This is a genomic window from Ruminococcus sp. OA3 (assembly GCF_022440845.1).
GTDB lineage: Bacteria > Bacillota > Clostridia > Lachnospirales > Lachnospiraceae > Ruminococcus_G.
Genome location: NZ_JAKNTO010000001.1, coordinates 371602 through 389012 on the forward strand (window position 1 = coordinate 371602; position 17411 = coordinate 389012).

The following is a 17411-nucleotide window of genomic DNA, read 5'->3' on the forward strand; positions in this document are numbered from 1 at the left end:
AAAAAAGCTCCTGTTTCCTTAATGTCTATATTTCTCAATGCAGGAAATAATCTGAAGGATGTCTTCAAAATCCCCAATTACATTTCCATTTTTGTCTTTTAAGATTCCCTGCCACGTCGCATGCCTTCTGCTGACGATCAGGATATCAAACGTTCCAATTTTTCCCTGCTGTCCCACAATATCTTCTGCTTCTCTTAAGACCAGCGGTTTCAGTACAAAAGATGAACGTTGGCTTTCCCCGTCAAACACTCTTTTGTTCTGGTAAGACTGCGGATACCCCTTCTCATCAAAAAGCTTATCCGCCTGTGCAATCATCTCCATAAAGTCCTCAAACTCTATCACTTCACTCTGAAGCGGGGAATATGCTCGCCCTCCCATTTTTACATCATCGTATCGGTCAATGCACACGCGCAGAGAATTCAACATATAGTCCTGCCTCGGCTCCACTCGTCATTCTCCTCTCTAAACCGTCATACCTGCCATTCCAATTTCACTCAAGCTGTAGTGAACACTGTAACGGCTCCACTTTGGCGTATCGAAAAACCTGGTCATCAGTCGTTCTATCACCATTTTTCCAGTCTCATAGGTACAGGTCGGAAGCAGAATCACATACTGTGCCCCGCTGTATTTCGATGCAACATCCCCTGCCCGAAGACACCTCAGTGTATCTCCAAGATGTTCCATGCCTTTTTTCAAAGATAGCAGATACTCTTCACTTCCCGGTTCCAGTCTCCCCGGCGGATCCAATGTAACAAGTGCCACATAAACAGACATACCAAGCCGCTGTGCCTGACGTGCCTGAAGCCGGTAGATTTCGCGAAAAATTCCGTACTCGCAGACAAAAACGCCCTCCGGTCTGGCTGCCTCCAAAAGATCCTGTTGAATAGTTCCAAGGTCAAGCTCCTGTTCATTTGTTTCCTTAAGAAGTCTTTCATGGGCCTCCTGTAATTTTTTGGATGGCCTGACACCCAGATTTTCATACAGGATATCTACAGCCTTGGAGTAATGTTCCAGAGCAAGTTTGTTCTTGCCTTGTGCTTCCAGTGACTGAATCATCAGATAATGAAGCTCTTCGTCAAGCGAATCCAGAGAAATCGCCCTTTTACAGGCAGCTTCCATTTCTTCATATTGCCCGCTTTTATAATAAATCTCAGAGACAGTTTTTACAAGGCTCAAATAATGGGAATGATAATATGTCGATAACGATATTGTCCAGTGTTCTAAAGACATTTTGGGTAGAAGTGTTCCTTTATATAGCTGTATTGCATTTTGATAAGATTCCATCTGGTCCTCACCGGATGTCATCTTTCCTTTTGTATACCAGGAGTCAAATTCTTCACAATCCAGCCTGATCGCTATCTCCGGGTTCCAATAGTATGTTCCCCTTCCTGTGAGGATGTAATCCTCCTCACCGAGATTCTTCTTCAGGGTGTTGCGCAGCCGGTACATTAAATTTTTCAATGCACCGGCGCGGTTATCACTCTCATCGTCGTCCCAGAGCGCATCACCCAGTTCCTGTATCGTTATGTTCTTTTTATGATTCAGCAATATGTACGTTAGTAATTTTGTTATCTGGTCCGAACGTATAACATCGTCGTTCAGGATCCCATCCGGCCCAGTCATCTGGAATCCGCCAAACATCATAACCTGTATCATTGTTTTCCCCATTTTCCGTAAGGCCCCTTATTCACTGCTTCATCAACATACTCTGTCTATAATAATATATAATAATCAGCGCAAGGATGCAAGCAGTAATTCTATGCAGGTCATGGCACAATTTTGTCATAAATCCCTAAAACAACTTATTCTTTTTCTTCAGATATAACAGTGCCGCTGCACCGATCAGACATACGATTCCGGCTCCCCCCACTCCATACACTATTGGAGAAACCTTACTTCCTTCTTCAGAAGGTTTCTCTGCAAGAGGCACCTCTTCATCGTCTATCGTCGTCGTGTCATCGCTGCCACCTTCGTCAGTTCCCTGTGGGTTTTCCGCTAACGGCACATCTTCTTCCGGAATCGTCGTTGTTCCTTCGCCCGCTGTTCCAGCTGTATCCGTCGTTCCAGTGGTATCGGTAGTTCCAGTTCCGGTGGTATCGGTAGTATCAGTTCCGGTGGTACCAGTTGTGCCAGTGGTACCGGTTGTGCCTGTGGTACCCGTAGTTCCCGTTGTTGTCGTCGTTCCCGGTACCGTTACAGTTGTTGTACCACCCGGTACTGTCACGGTTGTCGTTGTTCCCGGAGTCGTAACGGTATTTGTTATGTCTTCTGCCGTAGAGGTGTAGAGGAAGATAATTTCCTGTCCGTCTTCTGTCACAGTCACTCTTGCATCTGGCGCACTCTGTAATGCATATCCCTCTACAAGTCTTGCCTGAAGACGAATTTCTGCACCCCGGTTAGTAACTCCAACAATTGGAGAAGAGATATCGTTACCCTCATCATCCATATAGCGAACCGTATATTCAATTCCGTCTGCAATTCTCCTGTATTTCGCTACATATGTTGTCTTTTCCGTTAATTGATTTGGGTCAATCTCCCAACCAGGCTGAAATGTATATCCATCAGCCGGCACTACATCCGGCGTCCGGACTTCAATTTCCCACGCTTCTGTATTGATAGGTAATTCATAAACAATTTTGTCAACATTGCCTTCTTCATCAGTATCAACAGATTTCAATCCATCCTGTACTAATTTAGATGTATCGAAGCTTCCCTTTGTTCCTGCCCTGAACACCACCTCATAAGAGTCAGCGGCTTCCACACTCGCCAGGCACATCATACACGTCAGGCAGAGGCTGATCGACGCGGCAATGATTTTTTTCATTTTTTTCATCTCTGTTCCTCCTTACTGCCTTTCCGTTTCCGATAGGCGACCAGTCCGATGATCACTGCTGCTCCCAGCACCAGGATGCCGGCATAGAGCCCAAGTGTTGTCGTGTCTCCTGTTTTAACCTTTGATGCAATGTTGGAAACTACACGCTGAACAGTGGTTGCTCCCTGTTTGTAAACTGTTTTGTCTTCCCCTTTTTTTGTTACGGTTGTTGTTGTACCTTCATTTTCTGGCGGATTATCTACTGCGAAGATAAACCGTATATCTGTTTCCTGGTTTTCATATCCCACATCGCTTGGAAGTGTCTCATCAACCTCAAGCGTCATCTCTACGTTTGCTGATTCTCCTTTGGAAAGATCAGCCAGCATCAAACTATCTTCCATCGCACCGCTGCTCAGTTCCTTCAACCCTTGTATGGTACCATTGTAAAGCTCCGTACCATCGCGTGAAATGGTAATGATAAATACCGCACCAGCATCTCCGAGTTCTTCGGTCGCTGTTGTCTTCATGAAGAACCGCATACGCTCACTGTCATTATTCGTCAGTGTGATTTTCTGGGTTCTGATTTCCCCCGGTGCAATGTCCTTAAAATTTTGAAAAATGCTGCTGTTACCATCAACAAATATAAATTTCTCCGCATCTCCCTCATAGCTTACATTAAAGTCCTCAGCAAAAACAATTGTACTCATAGACAGCAGCAAGGTCAGCATCATAAGAATTGCTATTATTTTTTTCCTCATAGTAACCTCCCTCTACTCCTCTTCTATCGATACCATTACTCCGCTTGATGCCTCTATATTGACTTCAAGCCCCCACTCTGACATAATCGCGTCAGCAGCTTTCACTGTATCAACTGCTCCGCTTTCCGTCTTGGGAACCTGGACTTCCTCTGTGTCCACATCAATATGTACTTTCTTCCCGGCGTAAGTATCCTGTTCACTGTTAGAAATGTCCGCAATCTTATAGGCATCCATGAACTCAGTTGTCGTTTCCTTTGCCTCTACCGGAGTCCGATAGTAGAAGTAAACGTCCTCCCCGTTATCATCCACCTGTACGATCCAGTCACTGCCTGTTCCCGATTTGATCTCTTCCCCATCCTTCATCAATGTAATATACGAAACATCGCCGTCAGCCATCTTTCCTTCTTCGTCATACCAGCTTTTATTTAACCGTACTCTCAGATAAGAAATATAATCTCCCGTGTTTGTAACAGAGGCAGGATATTTGAATTCGTCGCCGGGCATAGCTTTCTCCACATGCTCTTCTGCATTCAGCTCGATGCCCATATCGTTCGTATTCATCCTGGTAATCGCTGTTGTCGAATATCTCGGGGCCGCTACGATCCCTGCTGTCGCCATTCCTGCGATGAGGACTGCAGCTCCGACTACTGCAAATTTTTTCGGATTCAATTTTTTCTTCATATATCTATATTCCTCTCTCCTTATTCAGATTCGGCCAGGGTCACTGTACACTAAGTTTACTATATAATTGAATTATAGTCATACGACGTCACAAATTAGTCACACAAACGCGTTTTTTACCAAAAGATTGTGTGACTCCTATATACTGCGGATAATAATTAGACCCCGAAGCATTCGCTTCGGGGTCTGGAGGGTATGTTCCGGATAAGCAAGATATTGCACTTCCGGAACTGCACAGGTATTTTCCCGTGCAAAAATGCATGCTGCATGGCCAGCCTTAAATATGGAAATGTTCCTTATTATATTGCGTGATCTCATCGCGTATTGTTTCTATCACTCCCGGATAGATACTCCCCGGCCCGCCGTATGTCAGACACGGGATAAAGGAACCACCGGGTGCATATGTGTCACAGGCGCGGCGCACTTCACTGCGCACACTTTGTTCCGTCCAGTCCGAACGGTCAATCTCAGCATTGATACCGCCCATGAGAATCATGGAACCATCAAGTTCTTTCTGAAGGGTGCACAGATCATTGTCCGGAATAACCCCCTGCCAGATCTGTACGCCGATTTCAGCCATATCTTTTACGATGTTTGCACAGTAGCAGTCAGCATGATGGATCACCGTAACTCCCCGTTCCCGCATATATCCGTAAAGCTTCCGGTAACGTTCTTTAAAGAATTCACACCACGTATCATGGCTGACAAACAGGCTGTGTTTCGTTCCCCAGTCGTCATGATGAATGATGACTTCCGGCTTCATGTTGTCAATCAGAAGCTTTACATATGTCATACGAACTTCCAGAAGTGCATCCAGAAGATCATGCATCGCTTCGGGTTCTTCCAGGAAATTCATCAATGTCTCCTCAAACCCCATCAGGAAATGAAGCCTCTCAAAAAGCCCCGTTGCCATAATGCTGGTCACCAGTTTTTCATTCCGGTCAACCTGTGCCACCAGCTCCGCATTTTTGCTCCAGTCCAGATCCATTGCGGCATAATCAGGCAGTTTTAACTCGTTTCTCCAGTTCGTGATATCCCTGATGACTTTGTTTTCTTCTGTCACATGCGGCATCCCGCCCGGCTGGTTTTCCGGCCAGATAATGGTAGTGCCGTAAATATCTTTTATCTCCTGCCCCTGGATGCGGATACCGCGGTCCAGGTCCGTGACCGGGTCACTTCGGATAACTGCAAACGCCTCATAGTCATTGACCAGGCGGTCCGGGTTGTCTTTATTGACGGTACGGATAAAATTTTCTTTTGGTGTATACATAAACAACGCCTCCTAAATTTACGCTCTGCGTTTTGCAATCTCCTGTTCCATTTTTTCGATATCGCTGTCCTTGATCCTGTAAAGCAGGAACATCACGACGGATACTATAGAAAATACTGCCGGTATGATCAGGAATACCAGTTTGATCCCTCCCTGAGCCGCAGCCGTCACAGAAGCATCCGGGTCATAGGCAATAGCTGCCAGCGCAGCCGATATAACGATACCGCGCAGTGCAATTGCAATTTTTATTGCAAGCGACGAACATGCCATGATAATACCTTTCGTGTCTTTGCCCGTACGGTACTCGCTGTCTGTTCCGCACATGGAGTACATACTTGTCGTGAGACCGTATGCCACACCAAAAATGGTCTGTGCAACGAACAGAATGATAAAGACGAGCGCCTGGGAACTTGGCAGGAAATAAAGCAGAATCAAAAATACTGCCAGACCCCCGGTTCCAAGGATCGATGCTTTTTTTGTGCCGAGTTTTGCTACAATCTGTTTCGACATCAGCGATCCCACCAGTGTACCCGCATTGAATATCACCAGAATAATCGAGGTCGCCGACGGATTCTCAAGTACAATCTTCGTATAATAAGCCGCACACGCAGCGATCATATAAAAGCCGATCAGGCGCAGTGCATCTGCCACCAGCAGGATCAGAAGCTGTGGGTTGGTGACAATCGCTTTGAGCATATCCATCAGCGTAACACTTTTTTTGCTGATTCCTGCATATTCTTCCGGGCGGTCATATCCTTTCGTGATCTGATAGTGTACAAAATATGTAACCAGGAATACCAGTGACGCAATGGCTGCAGTAATGGTATAACCCCAGCTCTCACCTGCTCCCATGAACAGTCCGAGAAATGCTGTTGTCAGTACCGGCACCAGATAAGAGGCAATGATCTTTCCGCCGCTCGACCCGGCTGCAATTCTCCCGGAAAGGAATGCGCGTTCCTTTGCATCGTCAGAAAGACTCCCGATCATTGCACGGTTCGCCGTCCAAGCAATATTCCATACACCGTGACTCACAATATAGCCGATACTGCAGATAATAGCCGCCGATAAATTCGTTCCGATCTTGGTAAACATTAAAATGAAGAAAATAACCACCACTGGCGGACAGTAAATCAGCCACGGTCTGTATTTTCCATTTTTAAATGTGGTTTTGTCAATGATCGCCCCGGCAAGTACAGCCGTCACCGCATCTGCAATTCCTGAAAATCCAGTGATCACCGCTACCATTGCAAGCGGAAGCCTCGCCACATCCGTCAGGAACAAGATGAAAAAGGATGTCTCCATCGTCGCCATGAAAGAGAAACCAAGTTCACTGGTTCCCCAGAACCGTTTGATACTCGTATTGATTTTTTTCAAGTTTACACCCCCTGTTTCTTGCATACAGATGCCCCTTTATGTTAAACTTCTACATAACATATTGTCGCAACTGTACAATTAAGTTACATGTCCAAAAGTTCTCTCTTTTACAAGGATATATGGATTTCTGCTATTTTTCAACGGCGCAAACTATCATAATTTTAGTTTTATTTTTATGCTTAATGCACAATGACCACACAGGAGGAATACACCGATGGACCTGTCAATGAAATTTTTATATCTCCAGCTGAAAAAGCATTACGATGTTGTCAGTCTCAATCTCCCGGACAATGACAACCTGCTCTGCTCTTCCGTCCGGCTGAAGCCGGAATCCACCTGGATCCCCGCCCGGGATACCCTGTATGTCATGGACTGCTCCTGGGACGAGCTCAGGAAAAGCGCTCTGCCGCTCACAACGCGTCTCATCATATTTGACGATGATCCTCCCGAGAATGGAGCTTACCCGTGTCTGATATTCCCACACAGTTATTCCCGGAGTCAGGTTCTCAATGACGTTCTTGCTGTTTTTTACCGTTATGACCGTTGGAGCCAGCAGGTGACGGAGGCAATTCTCAAAAATCAGACTCTGCAGGAAATCCTGCATATTACACAGACAGTGGAAGAAAACCCAATGTATTTTGCAGATCCAAGCTTCAAAATGTTGGCTCAGGTCAGCCAGGATATGGAAGAATTCAGTGTTATCTGGCGTTATCAGCTGCGTTACGGTTATCTGCCCTTCAACGTCATGATGGATCTTGCGGAGACAGGGGAGCTTGAGATGCTTCACAGCGCTATCCCCGCCATTTACGCGGATACCAAAAGTTTTACCAGCAAATTCATCAGCAAAGCCATCCGTTACAAAGGGAAAGTGCACGGTCATTTTTTTATCATTCAGACATACCGGCATCTGAACCAGTGTGACCTTGAAATCGCTGATTATCTTGGCAATCTGGTCTCTGCCGCTATATACGAAGACAATAATTATCTGACGAGGAGCAGCCTTTATCATGAACATTTCATGATTGATATCCTGGAGAATACACTGCGCGATGCGGAGTTGACCAAGAACCAGCTGAAGCCGCTCGGCTGGGAACTGAAAGGTGACTACCGTCTGCTGGGCGTATACATGCCGGAGGATGAAGATGCGCTGAAGCGAAATGCCATTACGCTGCTGACCGACGGCTGGAACGCACAGGCTTTTTTGTACGACGATTACATGATCGTGGTCTACAATGAACCCGCCCGAAAATATGATGCGCTGCTCGAACACATTCATCATTTTCTCAAACTATTGAACCGGTATGCTTCGCTCAGCGAATCATTTTCAAATTTTACAGATATGTCACTCTATTATCAGCAGATATTATTCACACTCCAGCACCGTGATGATGCTATATCTGAATGCCGCCTTTTTTTATATGAGGATTATTTTATGGCACATCTCATCCATCTGGCAAATGACTGTCTGGCAGAATATAAGCCCGTGTCCGATCTGCGGTCCTACGATGCTCTCAACCATTCTGACTACTGCCATACGCTGTATACCTATCTGATGTGTGAGCAAAATGCCGTCAGAACGGCACAGACGCTCTTTTTACACCGCAACACTTTAAAATACCGAATGGAGAAGATTCTGGACATCATAAAAGTACCGCTGGAGCACCCGATGGTACGGCAACGGATCCTGTTCTCACTGTACACACTGGAAAATGTGAAAAAAGAATGAAGTGCTGGGATTTTGGTAACAGATAGTATATAATCGAAATCACAGAAAGTAAGTATAATGTCTATAATGCTAAAAGGAAGAAGGATGATAAAAAATGTTTTATCCATTTTATTTTGACCCTACGTATTTTTTAGTGATCATCGGAGCTGTCCTGTGTCTGCTTGCCTCCGCAAAGGTGCGCTCCACCTACTCCCGATATCAGCAGGTCCGCAGCGCATCCGGTCTCACCGGATGCGAGGCAGCACAGCGGATCCTGCATTATTCAGGAATTAACGATGTACGTGTTGAACATGTTCCGGGAAACCTGACCGATCATTATGACCCCCGCTCCAAAGTACTGCGCCTGTCCGATTCCACATACAATTCCCCGTCTGTGGCAGCGATCGGCGTTGCAGCGCACGAGTGCGGGCATGCAGTACAGCACGCGAAAGGATATGCACCATTGAGCCTGAGGAGTGCACTGGTTCCTGTTGCGAATTTCGGTTCAACAATCGCCTGGCCGCTGATCATCATTGGTTTTTTATTTAACAACCAGACTTCCAGTCTGCTGATCACGATTGGCATCGTAGCCTTTTCGCTGGCTGTATTATTCCAGATCGTGACTTTACCCGTGGAATTCAATGCATCCAGCAGGGCGCTGGCTGTTCTGGGTGAGACCGGTATGCTCCAGACCGAAGAATTGTCCATGACAAGGAAAGTACTCTCCGCTGCAGCGCTCACCTATGTGGCGAGTGCCGCCTCCGCAATTCTGCAGCTGCTGCGTCTGGTGCTGTTAAGTAACCGAAGGAATGACTGATCAGCAGATAAAACGCAGTCTTCGCTGCTGTGTGATCCCGCCGAACGTCTCTGCTGTACAGGAAACAAAGTTTTCCATACAATAAAAAAGTGCCTTAAAACGCGGCATCATGCCATCGTTTTAAGGCACAACTGTTATTTCTTAATATGTTCCAAGCTCCCAGGTCGTCTCCGCCCAGGCATCCATGTTCTCCTTCTTTGCCTCATCCAGCACGATTGAGCAGTCCATAATGAACCCTCCTCCGGGAGCTCCGATGTCCATAACCTTCTTGGTCTCCTCTATCACGCGTTCTCTGCTGCCGTAAGCCAGCAGCGGCGTAGAAACATTTCCGCAGATACAGGAAGTCTGTCCTACAATCCGCTTCGCCTCTGCCAGGTCTACATCCTCGAACATATAGATCACTTTTCCCTTTGGAACATCCGCTATGATGTCCAGACGATGGTTGTACGCACCCTCGCAGAATACATACGGCGTCACGCCGATATCGATGAGCGCCATGATCAGTGCTTTTAATCCAGGCCAGTAAAACTTCCGGTAATTGTCCGGGCTCATGAAGGCGTCGATTCCGGCATGCAGCGGTATAAACATAAAATCAAGATTTGCAGCCTTTGCAGAAGCCACAGCACCTTCCACGCAGAGTGGTGTCATATATTCAAGTGCCGCCAGCAGCTCATCCGGATTATCGTAGATATCATTGACCGTATTCATAAAACCACGGATATTGTCGCCGAACATATCAAACGGACATGTCTGTGCTCCTGCTGCTCCCAGTGGGAATCCTTTTTCCGCTATCGCTCCCACGATCTGATTCAGGCCGCTGAACCATTTGGCTGCCGCCTCGCCCCCCCGCATTAAAGTCTGCAGCGCCGACTGCACTTCCGGGTCTGCAAATGATGCCAGTCCGATATACAGCGCATATTCTACCGGATTATTAAAGCTGATCTTTGACAACCCCGCCAGTCCCGCAAATTTTCTTGGATACACTTTCGTCATGAAAAAATGGCTAGGGTCATGCAGGAATTCCGGATATTCATCATCCATCAGATAGCACTTGTCGTGAATCTGGAATGACGCATCCAGCTTCAGCCCGCTCTCCGGTCCCGGGCATTTCAGATACGTGCTGCCCATCAGTTCAGGCGGGTCTGTAGGATACATAACAGGCGCCCATGCAAGATCGGGTGCGTAATCATCCAGAAATCCCATGACGCCTGGCGCAACATTTCTGATATCTTTCATCGCATCATACATGGAAATTCCGTAGCCTCTGGCATAGTAATTTCCGATCTTTGGCGCAAACGGTACACGGTCAGGCTCTCTCAGCTCAATTACATCCCTGATCCGTTTACTCCTCTTCTCCAAACTGTCGCTCGGTTTAGCCATATGCCTCCTCCTTTCAGATACTCAATAAGTTCCTCCGCAATAATTCTGTAACTATATCTTAGCACACGCTAATTGCCCGGTCAATAATATTAAAATCATCATTATTTTTTACAATTACTTGTGCACTATTACTATATTATGCTGCTCCTGCACTTATAATGAACAGCAAAAGAAAAACCGCATTATGGATTCTCTCCATAACACGGTTGTCTGTCAATCTTATTCAGCTGCTTCTTCCGTAGCTTCCGGCGTTTCCTCAGCGCTCTTATCTGCCGCACTGTCATCTGCCTGTTCTGCATCCGATCCTGTATCTGCATCTGCAGCTACTTCTTTAATCTCAGCATTGTCTACAATAAAGTTGGTTACTCTCTGAAGCATAATTGACTGATATACGCTCTCTTCGCCATACTGCTTGTAGAGTTCATCCTCCGTCATGCTGTACTGCTCCAGATATCCGTCCAGCGCCTCTTTATACTCTTTATCATCAGTGCTGAAGCCTTCCTTGTCAGCGATCGCCTTCATCACCAGCATCTGAGCGGCAACATTTTGTCCGTATGTCTCTTTCTGAGCCTCGTAGTCTTCCTTGCTTACTCCCTGCGCCTCGATGTATTCGTCGATCGTCTGGCTGGAATAGTCTGCGTATGTCTTAATTTGGCTCTCGAATACTTCTTTCCCATAATCCAGCAGTTCTTCCGGATATTCATTGATCGTGGACGCACTGACCACCTGCTGCCATGCCGTTGTCGAAAGACTTTCTGTGGCCTGGCTTTCATAATAATCTTCCAGATCCTTGCGTATTCCCGCACGGTATTCGTCTACCGTTTTGAATTCAGAATTTGCGGCAACCCATTCATCACTGATCTCCGTTGCCGGACGTTTGATTGCATTAATTGTAACTGTAAACACAACATCTTTACCGCCAAGTTCCTCCGAATAGTCCTCAGGGAATGTCAGGTCCAGTTCCACAGTCTGCCCCTTTGTTGTTCCTACCAGCCCATCCTCAAAGCCCTCGATAAACTGTCCCGACCCAATAGTCAGATCGGATCCCTCCGCACTTCCGCCGTCAAATTCTTTACCGTCCACCTTTCCAACATAATCGATGTTGACAGTATCGCCCTCTTCCACCTTTGCATTTTCGTCTGTCAGTTCGATGGGCGAGGTGGACAACGCATAGGTTATCTCAGAGTCAATATTCTCGTCAGTAACCTGTGTTACCTTCTTCTCCACAGTGATTCCATTATATTCTCCGAGCGTGATACTTTTTTCCAGGTCAATACCATCCAGAGACGGCATCCTGGGACCGCTTACCTCTTCGTCGGACGCCTCCGTCTGTGATTCTTTCTCTTTCTCCTTATCAGACTTGGCGCATCCTGAAATCATTGTCGCTGCTACAAAGACACACAGCAGCCCGCTCAATATTCTTTTTTTCATAATAATCCTCATAATCCTTTCTGTCACGTAAATCGTGTATTATTCAGCCCCATCCCAGACCTCAAGGCCTGTCTTCGGGCGGTTTGTATCAAACACCGCTGATACATCAAATAAATCCGAGAGTTTATCCGCACCGTTGTAAAGATCCTGATACATGCGGTATCCATCCAGGTTTCTTCTTCCCTGGCGCACATAATTTTCTCGTATCTGTACCCAGTACTCATTGGAATCCACATTGCAGAAGAACCGGAATCCCTGATCCCTGAGATAATTATACGTCTGATTATCATCCGTATAATCCGTCCAGCTCGCAATATCTGTTCCGAACGGATACAAAATAATATCCGTAGGCCCAATTACATTTGCAACGCGTTCCTGCCATTTATCAGCGTCTTCCTTAACCTTCTCAAAGCTGCTTCCATAGCTGATATGACCATAGCTGTGGCTGGCAAGTTCCCAGCCGTCATCAATAAGTGCCTGCACTACCGGCTTTGCAGCCTCAATTTCTTCCTGATAATTGAATACTCCGTATTCATCAGCATTTTTATTGCCTTCTTCCGCCGTCTTTGCAAGATCCGGATCTGTACGATATCCCAGCACGCCATTGTATCCCGTAAATGCCAGGATCGCCTTTGCTCCCTTATAGGAAAAATCTGGATGTTCATCGATAAATTCATTCAGCACAGGAACAAGGTCATAAGCCCCCGTCACAGTCGTACCATCCGCCTGGATGTACTCCGTTGTAGGACGTCCGTCCTCACCCACCACCATGCGGGATGCGTAGCCGTCTCCTATCATATAGAAATAATAGCAGACGTCGTCCTGCGACATTACGAACGGTTTCTTCCCTTCCGGAAGCATGATCTTCCCTTTTGTAAATTGGGTCTCACCGTTCTCCCCTGTTGTCTCCTCCACCATATCATGAATTCTGACGAGAACATACCCACGGTCATACATCTGCTGCAGAATTCCTTTGAACTCGTCGATCGTCGTCATGACCTGGTTATAATCACCGATCTTATATTCGTCAGCCCCCGACAGATTCCAGGTGATCGAAGGGTCTGCAACCAGAATGTGAAAAAATACATGCGGAATAGTCTCCACATCAGCTTCTACCAGCTTTGTTTTGGCAGTTTCATATTCCCTGATCTTAGCCTGGGCGTCACTGTCTTCCCTGGCCTCAGTCTGCAGCAGCTGAATCGCCCCGTCGTAATCGTAGCCCATTGCCAGACGCTCTGCCTGTGCAACCGTGCTTTCCAGCTTCTTCTGCTTTTCGTCGGCATCTTTTTTTGCCTGTTCCTGCTGGACCTTTGCCTGTTCTTTTTTCTGATTGCTTCGTTTTACTCCCCAGACGACACCGCCGATACAAAGGATCAGTACAAGTGCAAGCACGCCCACAACCGTCAGGCGCATGATCATCGCCTTGCGTCTTCGCTGCCGCTGGCGCTCCCTGCGGATCCGCTCACGTCTTCTTCTCTCCTCATCCGACATACTGGTAACGTCTCTGCTCTGTGCAGCTGTCCTGTTCACAGCCGATCCGGATACTTTCGTGCCGGGCCCCGTCGCTTTCCCTGATACCGCTGCCTTTTTCGGTACCGCAGATTCTTCTTTGGCCGCCGGCTTTCGGGCAGACGTGCTCTTTTTTCCGTCCGCCGGCTTTCGGGACTTCTTCTGATTCAGAAATCTATCCTTCAGCCCATCCATTTTGCTTTTGTTTTCTTTCCTATCTTTTGCTTTATTCTCTTTTTCCATACGTACTTTTCTGCCTGTTCTGCTTAAAGACTTGGAACATCAGTCCTTTTCTTATCGAGGACCGTAGCGGCATCAAACAGATCGCTCGTACGGTTCTTCTCACCATGAACATCGTTCCACAAACGGTAACCATCCAGATTTCTTCTCCCCTGGCGCAGATAATTGTCCCGAATCTGCAGGAAATACTGTGAAGAGTCCACATTACAGTAAAAATTAAATCCCTGGCTTTTAAAATATGCGAACTTTTCATTCTCCATGGTATAATCATGCCAGTCGGCAAGGTCCTGTCCATGGGCAAAGATAACTGTATCAGATCCCCCCACGAGCGGCGCCACATAGGACTGCCATTTTTCCGTATCCGCCTTAATCGTCTCAAGGCTGGAATCACCGATCCTTATATGCCCCCAGGTATGACTGGCAAAATCCCATCCTGTTTCCTTGATGGCATCTGCCACCTTTGTCGCCTCGGCAACCTCTTTGTCCCAGTCAAAGTCCGGGTTTTCTGCCATCCATTTCTGCTGATCCTCAGCCAGATTTTCTTTTGTCTTATAAGCAATATCTGTCCGGTATCCCAGAATGCCATTGTAACCGGTCAGTGCGACCGTCCCACGTGCACCGCGGTAGGCACCGTCTGGATGCTCTTCCAGAAATTCATTCATCAGAGGAATGCAGTCGTACGCTCCTGTTACAACCGTTCCATCATCCTGAATATATTCACATGTAGGTTTGCCGTCTTCACCGATCACCATCTTTGATGCGATTCCTCTTCCATCATAGCTGTGATAATAACTCAGGTCATCCAGTGACAGTACAAATGGTTTTTTCCCTTCCGGAAGCAGTATCTTGGCTTTCGTAAAGTGGACCGTTCCATCGTCATCAGTCGTCTGGTTCACCAGATCGTGCAGCCTGACCAGGACGTAGCCGTTGTCATACATCTGCTGTGTGATTGCATTGAACTCATCCACCGTTGTCATCCACTGGCAGAATCCTGCTGTTGCGCTGTCGTTTCCTGTAAATGCCTTCTCCGGTTCAACCACAAGCGAATGATAGAAAACATGAGTCACCTGATCGATATTCACCGATTTCAGCGTTGATTTGGCGGCTTCGTAAGCAGCTATTTTAGCAATGATATCCGCGTCTTTATCATAATTTTCAATAGACTTTAACAGCTCCACCGCCTTGTCATAATCATAGCCGACGGTTGCAAGCTCCGCATCCTTTATGAGCTTCTGACGTTTATCATTTTCCGCTTCCTCGGCCTGTATCTGCTGTTCTTTCTCTGCTTTGGCCTCCTGCTTTTTCGTCATTCCTTTTTTTACGCCAAAAGCAACTCCCGCAATGCAGCCTATCAGAATCAGAATCAGCACGCCAAGCGTTGCCGCACGCAGCATCATAGCACGTCTCCTGCGCTGTTTTCTGCGTTCCCTGCGCCTTTTCTCAATTCTTCTGCGCTGTTTTGGATCTAACTGTTCCAAATTTCGTCTTTGGTCGTTTCCCATTGCTGAATCCCCTATCCTACATATTCTGTTTCATTATAGCACATCCTTACCTGTTTTCTATCATTTTTTCAACAATTCAGCAAAAATTTATATTTGCCTTTTAAAACAAAGAATGATACAATGTGCTATGATAAAGAGAGGGCGAAGGAGGTTACTCATGAAAGTCTGGCATATTTTGCTGATTATTTTAATTATACTTATTGTAGTACTGATCGTACTGTATTTCCTTGGAAAAAAAGCACAGAAAAAACAGGAAGCACAGAAGGAACAAATCGACGCATCCAAACAACAGGTATCTATGCTTATTATAGATAAAAAGCGACTGCCCATAAAAGAGTCCGGACTTCCACAGATGGTCATTGACCAGACGCCAAAATTGATGCGGCGTACCAAGCTGCCGATCGTGAAGGCAAAAGTAGGTCCAAAGATTACAACTCTCGTCGCGGACGAAAAAATCTATGATCTGATTCCCATAAAGAAAGAGGTCAAGGCGATGGTAAGCGGCATCTACATCGTAGAGGTACGCGGTATGCGTGGTCCGCTGGAAGTGCCTGAACAGAAAAAAGGATTTTTCAAACGTCTGCGCAGCAAAGCAGCAGGCAAGTGATAATACCGAACGTACAAAGAAGCCAGAGATTCAGCTTAATGCGAAATCTTTGGCTTCTTTTGATTTGATATTCATCTCAAGGGAACAGTCCGCAACGTGTTCCTCATTTACTTCCAGTGCATATTCAATCTTTACATCAATGTTGTCTTCCGCTTCTGCAATCTTCACATGAGTGGCTGCAATGCCCATCTGCATTGTGCCGAACGGTGTCGTGTAATAAGAGATATTTTTTTTATTCTCCTCAAACACCATATGTACATTGATCACGCCTTTCTTTCTGACCTCCAGAACATCCCCTGAGATTTTCAGCAGGTTTTTTGCATCCTCCGCGAAACCTTCAAACGCCTCATCATACCGGACATAATGATGTCCATTTCGCTGGTAGTACTCTCCGACCGTAATCACTTCCACCGGATCCGTATCATCATCATAGCCGTCCTGGCTCATAAACTGAAGTCCTTTGATGCTGATCAATACTTGTTTTGTCATACTGTACCTTTCTAATACTCCTCAATATTTACCTGCTGTGTCGCACGCACATCATACGGCAGGATAGAATTTGCAAATTGTTTAAATTTTTCTGCTGCGTCACTCACATAGAAACGGTAAGGGAATTCTTCCTCTTTCACCCCTGGATTATCCATATTCAGTTTTTTCAGCAGGCTACCCAGTTCCCGGGCAGTCTCATACGCCGGATTTACCAGTTCCACCGCATCTCCCATGATCTTTTTCACAGTGCTGCGAAGCAGCGGATAATGTGTACATCCCAGAATCAGAGAATCTATATTCTCGTTTTTAAGCTCTTTCAGATAACGCCCGGCGACCTCATCTGTCACTGGGTCTTTCAGCCACCCCTCTTCAACAAGCGGAACAAAAAGCGGGCATGCTTTCCCGATCACCGTAATTTCCGGATCGATATCGCAGATAAAACTTCGGTACATATGGCTGTGGATTGTACTTTCTGTCCCTATGACTCCGATCCGCTTGTTTTTAGTAACCGATGCTGCCACACGTGCACCCGGTTTTACCACTCCGATAATCGGTATCTCGAGCTCTTTCTCTATCTCTTCCAGGGCAAGCGCGCTGGCCGTATTACAGGCAACGACAATCGCCTTCACACCCTGTGTGCGCAGAAAACGGATAATCTGCCGGGAGTAGCGGATGACTGTCTCTTTTGATTTGCTGCCATACGGCACACGAGCTGTATCTCCAAAATAAACGATCCGTTCGGCAGGCAGATTCCGCATAATCTCACGCGCAACCGTCAAACCGCCCACGCCGGAATCAAAGACCCCTATCGGAGCCAGTCTGTCTATACTCATATC

Annotated in this window: 16 protein-coding genes; 3 read left to right on the top strand and 13 right to left on the bottom strand. The window is 46.6% G+C overall.

All coding sequences use genetic code 11. The annotated features are described in order from the left end of the window. Nucleotides 1-18: 18 nt before the first annotated feature. From MCG98_RS01855 to MCG98_RS01885, 7 genes are all read right to left on the bottom strand, one after another. Nucleotides 19-447, bottom strand: a complete 429-nt coding sequence (locus tag MCG98_RS01855) for a hypothetical protein (RefSeq protein WP_240300169.1) — start codon at nt 445-447, stop codon at nt 19-21. Between the two features lie 15 nt (nt 448-462). Beyond that, a complete protein-coding gene (locus tag MCG98_RS01860) occupies nt 463-1668 on the bottom strand; it encodes a BTAD domain-containing putative transcriptional regulator (protein ID WP_240300170.1) in 1206 nt (401 codons plus the stop codon). A gap of 124 nt (nt 1669-1792) precedes the next feature. Beyond that, nucleotides 1793-2833, bottom strand: coding sequence for a hypothetical protein (locus tag MCG98_RS01865; RefSeq protein ID WP_240300171.1), 1041 nt, complete (start codon nt 2831-2833; stop codon nt 1793-1795). Then, nucleotides 2830-3570 (bottom strand): hypothetical protein, encoded by a 741-nt coding sequence (locus MCG98_RS01870; RefSeq protein ID WP_240300172.1) that lies wholly within the window; start codon nt 3568-3570, stop codon nt 2830-2832. Before MCG98_RS01870 ends, MCG98_RS01865 begins: the two co-directional genes overlap by 4 nt. Nucleotides 3571-3582: 12 nt before the next feature. Continuing rightward, a complete protein-coding gene (locus MCG98_RS01875) occupies nt 3583-4251 on the bottom strand; it encodes a hypothetical protein (RefSeq protein WP_240300173.1) in 669 nt (222 codons plus the stop codon). 277 nt (nt 4252-4528) lie between these two features. Next, a complete protein-coding gene (locus MCG98_RS01880; RefSeq protein WP_240300174.1) occupies nt 4529-5521 on the bottom strand; it encodes a uroporphyrinogen decarboxylase family protein in 993 nt (330 codons plus the stop codon). Nucleotides 5522-5539: 18 nt separating this feature from the next. After that, complete coding sequence (locus MCG98_RS01885) at nt 5540-6895, bottom strand: MFS transporter (RefSeq protein ID WP_240300175.1); 1356 nt, start codon at nt 6893-6895, stop codon at nt 5540-5542. A 214-nt stretch (nt 6896-7109) separates the two neighbouring features. On the opposite strand from MCG98_RS01885, the gene MCG98_RS01890 reads away from it, so the two are divergent. Both MCG98_RS01890 and MCG98_RS01895 read left to right on the top strand, forming a co-directional pair. Then, nucleotides 7110-8621, top strand: a complete 1512-nt coding sequence (locus tag MCG98_RS01890) for a helix-turn-helix domain-containing protein (protein ID WP_240300176.1) — start codon at nt 7110-7112, stop codon at nt 8619-8621. 94 nt (nt 8622-8715) lie between these two features. After that, a complete protein-coding gene (locus tag MCG98_RS01895; RefSeq protein ID WP_240300177.1) occupies nt 8716-9417 on the top strand; it encodes a zinc metallopeptidase in 702 nt (233 codons plus the stop codon). A gap of 141 nt (nt 9418-9558) precedes the next feature. Here MCG98_RS01895 and MCG98_RS01900 read toward each other — a convergent pair whose 3' ends face one another. From MCG98_RS01900 to MCG98_RS01915, 4 genes are all read right to left on the bottom strand, one after another. Next, nucleotides 9559-10797, bottom strand: a complete 1239-nt coding sequence (locus MCG98_RS01900) for a uroporphyrinogen decarboxylase family protein (RefSeq protein WP_240300178.1) — start codon at nt 10795-10797, stop codon at nt 9559-9561. 219 nt (nt 10798-11016) lie between these two features. Further along, the gene (tig, locus tag MCG98_RS01905) at nt 11017-12228 is read right to left on the bottom strand and encodes a trigger factor (RefSeq protein ID WP_240300179.1); all 1212 of its coding nucleotides are present in this window, start codon (nt 12226-12228) and stop codon (nt 11017-11019) included. Nucleotides 12229-12267: 39 nt separating this feature from the next. Beyond that, entirely contained in the window at nt 12268-13980 is a 1713-nt protein-coding gene (locus MCG98_RS01910; RefSeq protein WP_240300180.1) for a polysaccharide deacetylase, read from the bottom strand. Between the two features lie 23 nt (nt 13981-14003). Continuing rightward, the gene (locus tag MCG98_RS01915) at nt 14004-15479 is read right to left on the bottom strand and encodes a polysaccharide deacetylase (RefSeq protein ID WP_240300181.1); all 1476 of its coding nucleotides are present in this window, start codon (nt 15477-15479) and stop codon (nt 14004-14006) included. A gap of 157 nt (nt 15480-15636) precedes the next feature. Here MCG98_RS01915 and MCG98_RS01920 point away from each other — a divergent pair, with 157 nt between their 5' ends. Then, on the top strand, nt 15637-16086 hold the full coding sequence (locus tag MCG98_RS01920) for a hypothetical protein (RefSeq protein ID WP_240300182.1): 450 nt from the start codon (nt 15637-15639) through the stop codon (nt 16084-16086). A 30-nt stretch (nt 16087-16116) separates the two neighbouring features. Here MCG98_RS01920 and MCG98_RS01925 read toward each other — a convergent pair whose 3' ends face one another. Continuing rightward, nucleotides 16117-16575, bottom strand: coding sequence for a DUF1934 domain-containing protein (locus MCG98_RS01925; protein ID WP_240300183.1), 459 nt, complete (start codon nt 16573-16575; stop codon nt 16117-16119). An 11-nt stretch (nt 16576-16586) separates the two neighbouring features. Then, nucleotides 16587-17408 (bottom strand): glutamate racemase, encoded by an 822-nt coding sequence (gene murI / locus MCG98_RS01930; protein ID WP_240300184.1) that lies wholly within the window; start codon nt 17406-17408, stop codon nt 16587-16589. Nucleotides 17409-17411: the final 3 nt, after the last annotated feature.

Bases quoted from the DNA above. Each gene is read 5' to 3' on its own strand.
- MCG98_RS01860 (WP_240300170.1), bottom strand. From the start codon at position 1,668: ATGGGGAAAACAATGATACAGGTTATGATGTTTGGCGGATTCCAGATG.
- MCG98_RS01865 (WP_240300171.1), bottom strand. From the start codon at position 2,833: ATGAAAAAAATGAAAAAAATCATTGCCGCGTCGATCAGCCTCTGCCTG.
- MCG98_RS01870 (WP_240300172.1), bottom strand. From the start codon at position 3,570: ATGAGGAAAAAAATAATAGCAATTCTTATGATGCTGACCTTGCTGCTG.
- MCG98_RS01875 (WP_240300173.1), bottom strand. From the start codon at position 4,251: ATGAAGAAAAAATTGAATCCGAAAAAATTTGCAGTAGTCGGAGCTGCA.
- MCG98_RS01880 (WP_240300174.1), bottom strand. From the start codon at position 5,521: ATGTATACACCAAAAGAAAATTTTATCCGTACCGTCAATAAAGACAAC.
- MCG98_RS01890 (WP_240300176.1), top strand. From the start codon at position 7,110: ATGGACCTGTCAATGAAATTTTTATATCTCCAGCTGAAAAAGCATTAC.
- MCG98_RS01895 (WP_240300177.1), top strand. From the start codon at position 8,716: ATGTTTTATCCATTTTATTTTGACCCTACGTATTTTTTAGTGATCATC.
- MCG98_RS01900 (WP_240300178.1), bottom strand. From the start codon at position 10,797: ATGGCTAAACCGAGCGACAGTTTGGAGAAGAGGAGTAAACGGATCAGG.
- tig (WP_240300179.1), bottom strand. From the start codon at position 12,228: ATGAAAAAAAGAATATTGAGCGGGCTGCTGTGTGTCTTTGTAGCAGCG.
- MCG98_RS01910 (WP_240300180.1), bottom strand. From the start codon at position 13,980: ATGGAAAAAGAGAATAAAGCAAAAGATAGGAAAGAAAACAAAAGCAAA.
- MCG98_RS01915 (WP_240300181.1), bottom strand. From the start codon at position 15,479: ATGGGAAACGACCAAAGACGAAATTTGGAACAGTTAGATCCAAAACAG.
- MCG98_RS01920 (WP_240300182.1), top strand. From the start codon at position 15,637: ATGAAAGTCTGGCATATTTTGCTGATTATTTTAATTATACTTATTGTA.
- MCG98_RS01925 (WP_240300183.1), bottom strand. From the start codon at position 16,575: ATGACAAAACAAGTATTGATCAGCATCAAAGGACTTCAGTTTATGAGC.
- murI (WP_240300184.1), bottom strand. From the start codon at position 17,408: ATGAGTATAGACAGACTGGCTCCGATAGGGGTCTTTGATTCCGGCGTG.